Raw genomic sequence first — 7040 nt, 5'->3', positions numbered from 1 at the left:
AGACCAGAGCCCCAGCAGCGGCCCGATCGGCTGCGATGTAGGTGTTCGCAATCTGAGTGAACGCGGCGCCGGTCCGCGCCAATTCTTCTTGCGCGGCCTGGTTCAGCGCCAACATCGACGCTGCTTCGTTTTGGAAGGCCAGCATGGCCTGCGCCGACACCTCGTCGGCCCCGGCCGGCACAAGTCCGGTCACCGTGGACTGCGCCGAAGAACCGGCCTGCAGGCATGCGGTGGCGATGTCGATGACTCGCTGACCGATGTCGGCAACGACTGGGTGAAAAGTCAACGGCTGCATTTGTGTCTCCTCTTTGCGTGCCGCGCTTGCGCGATTCGCTCGGCAATTTGCTGACACGAAACCTACGGCCGCACCAGGCCAGGGTCGCGGTTGTAGGCGATAGTCGAAATAAGCGACTTTCTCCTGCTTCTGCGCATTCTGCTCGCGCCGACGATCTCGGTTATTGCCCGACGAGCAGCAGGATCAACGGCTCGCCATGGGGCCGATGATGCGGATGTGACGCCAGAGGACAGGGCCTGAGCGCCGGACTGGAGAAAGTGCCTGGCTGACCCGACGACCGCCCTTAGAATTAGTGCATCGTCCAGTGCGGCTGGGCCGGAGTTTGCGGTGGTGAGTCTGCCGAAGGCCCCGTCGAACAAGAGGAGTGCGCAGATGGATTCCATGTCCCACGATCCGGTCGCTGGCGACATCGGGTCGCAGTTGGTCGACATTGGTAGCCAAGGCATCAACGCGGGTACGACGGCGGCCATGTCGGTCCTGTCCGGACTCATTCCGGCCGGTGCTGAAGAGGTCTCGGCTCAGGCGGTGATGGCCTTCGCGCAGGAAGCGGCCTCAATGTTGGCATCCAACGCCGCCGCTCAAGAAGAGCTGATGCGGACCGGGACGGCATTGACCGACATCGCGCGCATGTACGGGGAAGCCGATAACGATGCGGCCGGCGCATTAACGTTCAGCGGGGCTGCCATGTCGCGCAGCGGCGCGGGAGGTGGCTCCGGCGCCACCGTCGGAGCAGGCCTGCTCCGCGCGGAAGCCTTGCCCGGTGAGGCCGGGGCGGCGGCGCGCACACCGCTGATGTCTCAGCTGATCGAGGCGCCGTCCTCGCCTATGGCGTCGGCCGCGGCCAATGCCGGATCGTCGGCGATGGGTGGCGCCGCACCGCTGGGCGGCGGTATGGGTGCGGGTGCTCCGGCCGGCGGCGCGTCGAAAGCCGGGCTGGCGTCAGCCGTGGGACCTGCCGAAGAGGACGACCGCCAATCAGGGGACTCGGGCGACCCCGAGCCCGGCGAGCTTCTGGCGTAACGAGTCGCGACATCGGAGTTGGTCGACGGTCTCCTACGCTTGCGCTGTCAGTCGATCGTAAGGAGAAGTCTTGACCAGCCCTGACATGGCCACCATCTTGCGGCAGATGAAAGTCCCGGAGCGGATGACCGGTAGCCACGCGCTCCGGAATTTCCTGCTCACGTACGTCGACGACGAAGACACGCTCGCGAACAACCAGGAACGGCTCAAGCAGCTGAACGGGCTGCTGATCCTGTCGCATCTCGAAGTGGTCAATGCCCTGGGCGCGCTGGAAGAAAGCGCCGCGCAGCAGCATTACGGCAAGTTCCGAGCCGAGCTCGACAAGAGGACCAAGAAACGCCGTTGGTTCTAGGCCGATGAGCGAGCCCGCGTCCGTGCGGTGGGTCGTGGACGGAATGAATGTGATCGGCAGTCGCCCCGACGGCTGGTGGAAGGACCGGCGCGGCGCCATGGCTGCGTTGGTGGAGATGCTTGACCGGTGGGCTGCTAAGGAAAAGGCCTACGTCACCGTGGTTTTCGAACGTCCGTTGTCCAAGGCCATACCTTCGACGCTGGTCCAAATAGCCCATGCGCCCAAGGCGGCGGCCAACTCGGCGGACGACGAGATAGTCCGGTTGGTGAGTGCCGATCCACGGCCGGATGAAATCTGTGTTGTGACGTCAGACCGGGCGTTGACAGAGCGAGTGCGAACCCTGGGCGCGCGGGTTCATCGAGCGGAATCCTTTCGCGCGACAATCGACCCATCAGACTCCAAAGCCGGTCCCCTACATGGCAATTAACGATAGCGACCGTAACGCACCGAACCGCCTGTGCACTCTCGCGCATATCGACATACCCATCATCCAAGCGCCCATGACTTACATCGCGGGCGCTCAACTGGCGGCCGCGGTGTCGAATGCCGGTGCACTGGGCATTGTCGAGACCACCTCCGAGCAAGGACGAACCGACCTGCGGGCAATCCGCGATCTCACCGACCGCTCGGTGGGTGCCAACATCGCGCTTCTTATGAATCGCGACCCAGCCGTCGTAGACCTTCTCGCGGCCAACGGGATCCGCTTCGTCACCACCTCGGCCGGCGACCCCTCCCTGTTCACCGGCCGACTTCACGATGCGGGCATCACGGTGTTCCACGTGGTCGGCACGCTGGCGGCGGCCAGGAAAGCCGTCGACGCCGGCGTAGACGGACTCGTCGTGGAGGGCGTCGAGGGCGGCGGCTTCAAGAATCGTTTCGGAGCATCAACCATGGTGCTGCTGCCGTTGGTCGCTGCCCACGTCGACGTTCCGATTGTGGCCGCGGGAGGAATATGCGACGCCCGATCGATGGCCGCGGCATTGGTCTTAGGCGCCGACGGAGTGCAGATGGGCACCAGATTACTGGCGTCGGCCGACTCGCCAGTACATCCCCGGCTCAAGCAGGCGGTCATCGAGGCTGACGAGACCGCCACGGTACTGCTCCCCCTCGACGGCAAGCGGATGATGCGGGTAATCCGTACGGCCGCCGCGGAAAAACTCGACGCGGCAGCATCGTTCGGGGAAAGCGGTGCCGCGCTGCAACGCGTTCAGCAGCTCTACTTTGCCGGCGACATGGACGCCAGCGTGGCCAACACCGGGCAAGTGGCCGGCCGCATCGACGACCTTCCGCCGGCCGCCGACATAATCGAGCGAATCTGGCGCGGGTGCCGCGAGGTTCTCACCGCTGCGGCCGACAGGCGTTGGTGATCGCGCCGATCCACGCCGCATTGTCGACGACGAAAAAACCGACCTCACCGGCAGACAACTGGACTAGCAAGTGCGACCTGCCCCCCACGGCCGAGCGCCGGAATGCTTTGGCTTCTCGTACCCCGGTGATGGCGGTGAGCGGGATGTCAATCGGCTTACCGGTCACGGTGAGGAATGCCACCCGGCGTTGCGTCAGCGCGATGACTCCGTTGTTGTTGACGGTGGGATAGCCCGGCGCCGTAGCCCCGCGATAGGTCGCCTTCTCGGTCGGGCGCAGCACCACCTCTGATTCGATGTCTGCTGCCAGTCGCACCAGCGCGGCGCGGTAGCGACGACGAAACCGAAGGACGATCGGGATCCAGATCAGTGCCTGCAGCGCGGTGAGACCGAGCACCAGCAGCAGAACGAAACCAACGACCTGTCCGCCCCCGTGCATGAGAGTCAGTCGGGACGAGTCTTGATGTCGAACTCGACGTTGTCACCGTCGACCTTGGTTATCCGCATGTGTGCGATATACGGCTTGCCCTCCGGGCCGGTGAAATGACAGTCGAACTCTTGACCTGCTTTGGCTTTCACGCCGGACGGACAATGCACATCGGTGGGGTGGAAGCCGGTTTGTTTGGAAACGACGTCGACCACGGACTGCGCCGCTCCCTGAGGTTTTACGGTACTGCCACAGCCCATCAGCAGGCCGAGCGTCGCTGCAACGAGCGTGCCGGCCGCGACGCGAGCGCCGACCGATCGAGTCCTATGGCTGCTGTTCCGGCGGGCGCAAGCACTGGTGCGGGGCATCGGCGTTCCTCCGTTGCTAGTTTGCTGGTCGGAACGTCAGGCTAATGCCGTGTGCGCTGCTACGGTCCCAAATGAGCAATCACATTCCACAGCGGCCAGCGAAAGAGGACGTTGCGATGGAATCTTATGACGCCGGTCCGATTGACCTGCCACTGCTCGAGGAAACCATCGGGTCAAATCTCGAGCGCGCCGCACTGAGGTACCCCGACCACGAAGCGTTGGTCGATGTCGCCACCGACCGGCGCTGGACGTACTCGGCGCTCAACACCGAAATTGACGTTCTGGCAAGGGCTTTGATGGCCAGCGGTATCGCTTGTGGAGACAGGGTGGGCATCTGGTCGCCGAACTGCCCGGAGTGGACAATGCTGCAGTACGCCGCAGCCAAGATCGGCGCCATCCTGGTCGCCGTCAACCCCGCCTACCGCACCCACGAATTGTCGCGGGTGCTCAGCCATTCCGGTGTCCGCATGTTGGTGTCGGCGACCAGCTATAGGTCCTCGGACTACCGACGCATGCTCGACCAGGTGCGTTGCGAGGTCACCGAACTGGCGGAGATTGTGTTTCTGGGCACCGAAGACTGGCAGCGCCTGCGGCGGCGCGCCGACCAGGTGTCTAGTGCGCAATTGCGCTATCGAATGGCGACGCTCGATGTCGACGATCCAATCAACATCCAATACACCTCTGGCACAACGGGTTCGCCAAAGGGCGCCACACTGTCCCACCGCAACATCCTCAACAACGGCTTTTTCGTCACCGAGCTCCTCGGTCTTCGTTCCGGTGACCGATTGTGTATCCCGGTCCCCTTCTATCACTGCTTCGGCATGGTGATGGGCAACTTGGGCTGCACCAGCCACGGCGCGACCATGGTCATCCCCGGGCCAGGCTTTGACCCAGACGCCACCCTGGCCGCCGTCGAACAGGAGCGCTGCACGGCCCTCTACGGCGTGCCGACCATGTTCATCGCAATGTTGGGCCTTAACGACCTGCCACGCCGCGATGTGTCCTCGCTGCGCACCGGAATCATGGCAGGCGCCACCTGTCCGGTAGAGCTGATGAAACGTTGCATTGCCGAACTCAACATGGCTGAGCTGTCCATCGCTTACGGCATGACCGAGACGTCGCCGGTGTCCTGCCAGACTCGCATCGACGATGACCTGAAACGCCGCACCGAAACGGTTGGACGGGCGCATCCGCACGTCGAAATCAAGATCGTCGACCCCGTCACTGGGACAGTCGTGCCGCGCGGGCAGCCCGGCGAACTGTGCACCCGCGCGTACTCGGTGATGCTGGGTTACTGGCGCGACGAGGACAGCACCCGCGAAGTCATCGACGCCGCCGGTTGGATGCACACCGGCGACTTGGCGTTGATGCGCGACGACGGCTATTGCGTGATCGTCGGTCGAAGCAAGGACGTCATCATCCGGGGTGGCGAAAACATCTACCCCCGCGAAATCGAAGACTTCTTGCACACTCATCCAGACGTCGAGGACGTCCAAGTCGTCGGTGTCCCTGATCCGAAATACGGCGAAGAGATCTGCGCCTGGATCAAGCTGCGACCAGATGGAGGGCAGCTGGACGTCAGGGCGATCCGTGCCTTCTGCTCAGAAAAGCTGGCACACCACAAAGTGCCTCGCTACGTCCTGCTCGTCGAGGACTTCCCGATGACCGTCACCGGCAAGGTGCGCAAGGTCGACATGCGCGCCGAATCGATTCGGCTGCTCGGGTTGTGAACCTATTGCGACGCGGCGGCCAACGCCGCGTCATAGTTGGGTTCCTCGGCGATCTCCGGCACTAGTTCGCTATAGGCGACCTTGCCGTCCGGGCTGATCACGACCACAGCGCGAGCCAGTAGGCCGGCCATGGGACCGTCGGAGATGGTAACGCCGTAGTCTTCGCCGAAGCTGTCGCGGAACGCCGACCCCGTCACGACGTTCTCGATGCCCTCCGCGCCGCAGAATCGCTTCTGGGCGAACGGCAAGTCCTTGGACACGCACAGCACAGACACACCGCTCTGGGCGGCGCGCTCGTTGAACGTCCGCACACTGGTCGCACACACCGGCGTGTCGACTGACGGAAAGATGTTGAGCAGCACGGACTTTCCCTGATACTGCTCGCTGCTCACCGGCCCCAGGTCTGCGCCGGTCAGGTTGAAGTTCGGGGCGGGAGATCCAACAGCGGGCAGATCGCCGACCGTATTGATCGCATTTCCACGCAGCGTTATCTGTGCCATGACCACAGTCTGCCAAAACCGGGTTCGCCGGCTTGCGGCGAGGTTCCTCTGGGCATGTCCTAAATGGTGGGCTCTGTGGCGTAGACGACATGGGGATCGCTGGCCAACACTGGGTTCATGGCCCGCAAAGTGCTGATCGTCGGCTTCCCCGCCGTCCAGCCACTCGACGTCGTCGGGCCATACGAAGTGTTCACCGCGGCCTCACTGCTGACCAGCGGCGGCTACGACGTCAAGCTGGCCTCAGTGGACGGCGAGCCGGTCAGCACCCCGACCGGCCTCGCGTTCGTCTCGGTGCCACTGCCTGACCCCGCCGAGGCCGTCGACACCCTGGTGCTGCCCGGCGGCGCGGGTGTCGACGACGCGCGCTCCGATCCGAGATTCATGGCGTGGGTCAAAGCCGCCTCCGGCAATGCCCGGCGGGTCGTCACCGTATGCACAGGCGCCTTCCTCGCAGCCGAGGCAGGCTTACTGGACGGTTGCCGGGCGACGACGCACTGGGCATTTGCCGACCGGTTGGCTGATCAATTCCCGGCCGTTGAGGTCGATTCCGATCCGATCTTTGTGCGGAGCTCGGAGTCGGTATGGACCGCCGCGGGTGTGACGGCGGGAATCGATTTGGCGCTGTCACTGGTCGAGGACGACCACGGCACCGAGGTCGCGCAGACGGTCGCCCGCTGGCTGGTGCTCTACCTGCGTCGCCCCGGCGGGCAGACGCAATTCGCGGCGCCGGTGTGGATGCCGCGAGCGAAGCGGACCTCTATTCGGCAGGTGCAGGAGGCCATCGAGGCACAACCCGGCGGTGCGCACACCATCGAAGAACTGGCCCAACGGGCGGCGATGAGCCCGCGGCACTTCACTCGGGTATTCACCGACGAGGTGGGTGAGGCACCCGGCCAGTATGTCGAACGTGTGCGCACCGAAGCCGCGCGTCGTCAGCTGGAAGAGACCGATGACACGGTGGTGGCCATCGCCGCCAGGTGCGGC

At 64.2% G+C, this 7040-nt stretch carries 10 protein-coding genes; 6 read left to right on the top strand and 4 right to left on the bottom strand.

Annotated elements, in window-relative coordinates; all coding sequences use genetic code 11:
* Nucleotides 1-295 (bottom strand): PE family protein (locus A9W95_RS10335; RefSeq protein ID WP_156746119.1); only part of this gene is annotated, 295 nt, incomplete at its 3' end.
* A 372-nt stretch (nt 296-667) separates the two neighbouring features.
* Here A9W95_RS10335 and A9W95_RS10330 point away from each other — a divergent pair.
* The 4 genes from A9W95_RS10330 to A9W95_RS10315 all read left to right on the top strand — a co-directional run bounded on the left by A9W95_RS10330 (nt 668) and on the right by A9W95_RS10315 (nt 3034).
* Nucleotides 668-1315: a PE family protein gene (locus A9W95_RS10330; protein WP_067411720.1), complete on the top strand. Its 648-nt coding sequence runs from the start codon at nt 668-670 to the stop codon at nt 1313-1315.
* Between the two features lie 70 nt (nt 1316-1385).
* A complete protein-coding gene (locus A9W95_RS10325; RefSeq protein ID WP_067411717.1) occupies nt 1386-1667 on the top strand; it encodes a hypothetical protein in 282 nt (93 codons plus the stop codon).
* Between the two features lie 22 nt (nt 1668-1689).
* Nucleotides 1690-2094 (top strand): NYN domain-containing protein, encoded by a 405-nt coding sequence (locus A9W95_RS10320; RefSeq protein ID WP_067411723.1) that lies wholly within the window; start codon nt 1690-1692, stop codon nt 2092-2094.
* Nucleotides 2084-3034 (top strand): nitronate monooxygenase family protein, encoded by a 951-nt coding sequence (locus A9W95_RS10315; RefSeq protein ID WP_067411714.1) that lies wholly within the window; start codon nt 2084-2086, stop codon nt 3032-3034. The genes A9W95_RS10320 and A9W95_RS10315 overlap by 11 nt, the downstream gene beginning before the upstream one ends.
* Here A9W95_RS10315 and A9W95_RS10310 read toward each other — a convergent pair.
* Entirely contained in the window at nt 3006-3470 is a 465-nt protein-coding gene (locus tag A9W95_RS10310; RefSeq protein ID WP_067411711.1) for a hypothetical protein, read from the bottom strand. The genes A9W95_RS10315 and A9W95_RS10310 overlap by 29 nt on opposite strands.
* A gap of 5 nt (nt 3471-3475) precedes the next feature.
* On the bottom strand, nt 3476-3826 hold the full coding sequence (locus tag A9W95_RS10305; RefSeq protein ID WP_082983014.1) for a DUF4333 domain-containing protein: 351 nt from the start codon (nt 3824-3826) through the stop codon (nt 3476-3478).
* A gap of 116 nt (nt 3827-3942) precedes the next feature.
* Here A9W95_RS10305 and A9W95_RS10300 point away from each other — a divergent pair, with 116 nt between their 5' ends.
* Entirely contained in the window at nt 3943-5556 is a 1614-nt protein-coding gene (locus tag A9W95_RS10300; protein WP_082983013.1) for an AMP-binding protein, read from the top strand.
* 2 nt (nt 5557-5558) lie between these two features.
* Here A9W95_RS10300 and tpx read toward each other — a convergent pair whose 3' ends face one another.
* Nucleotides 5559-6056, bottom strand: a complete 498-nt coding sequence (gene tpx, locus A9W95_RS10295) for a thiol peroxidase (RefSeq protein WP_067411702.1) — start codon at nt 6054-6056, stop codon at nt 5559-5561.
* Nucleotides 6057-6173: 117 nt separating this feature from the next.
* Here tpx and A9W95_RS10290 point away from each other — a divergent pair.
* The coding region (locus tag A9W95_RS10290) for a GlxA family transcriptional regulator (protein ID WP_067411700.1) at nt 6174-7040 on the top strand (867 nt) is incomplete at its 3' end.

The sequence above is a fragment of the Mycobacterium sp. 1423905.2 genome (genome assembly GCF_001673155.1).
GTDB lineage: Bacteria > Actinomycetota > Actinomycetes > Mycobacteriales > Mycobacteriaceae > Mycobacterium.
This window is presented reverse-complemented; position numbering and strand designations above follow the sequence as displayed.

Excerpts from the sequence above, each read along its gene's own strand:
- A9W95_RS10330 (WP_067411720.1), top strand. The coding sequence starts at position 668 with ATGGATTCCATGTCCCACGATCCGGTCGCTGGCGACATCGGGTCGCAG.
- A9W95_RS10315 (WP_067411714.1), top strand. The coding sequence starts at position 2,084 with ATGGCAATTAACGATAGCGACCGTAACGCACCGAACCGCCTGTGCACT.
- A9W95_RS10310 (WP_067411711.1), bottom strand. The coding sequence starts at position 3,470 with ATGCACGGGGGCGGACAGGTCGTTGGTTTCGTTCTGCTGCTGGTGCTC.
- A9W95_RS10305 (WP_082983014.1), bottom strand. The coding sequence starts at position 3,826 with ATGCCCCGCACCAGTGCTTGCGCCCGCCGGAACAGCAGCCATAGGACT.
- A9W95_RS10300 (WP_082983013.1), top strand. The coding sequence starts at position 3,943 with ATGGAATCTTATGACGCCGGTCCGATTGACCTGCCACTGCTCGAGGAA.
- tpx (WP_067411702.1), bottom strand. The coding sequence starts at position 6,056 with ATGGCACAGATAACGCTGCGTGGAAATGCGATCAATACGGTCGGCGAT.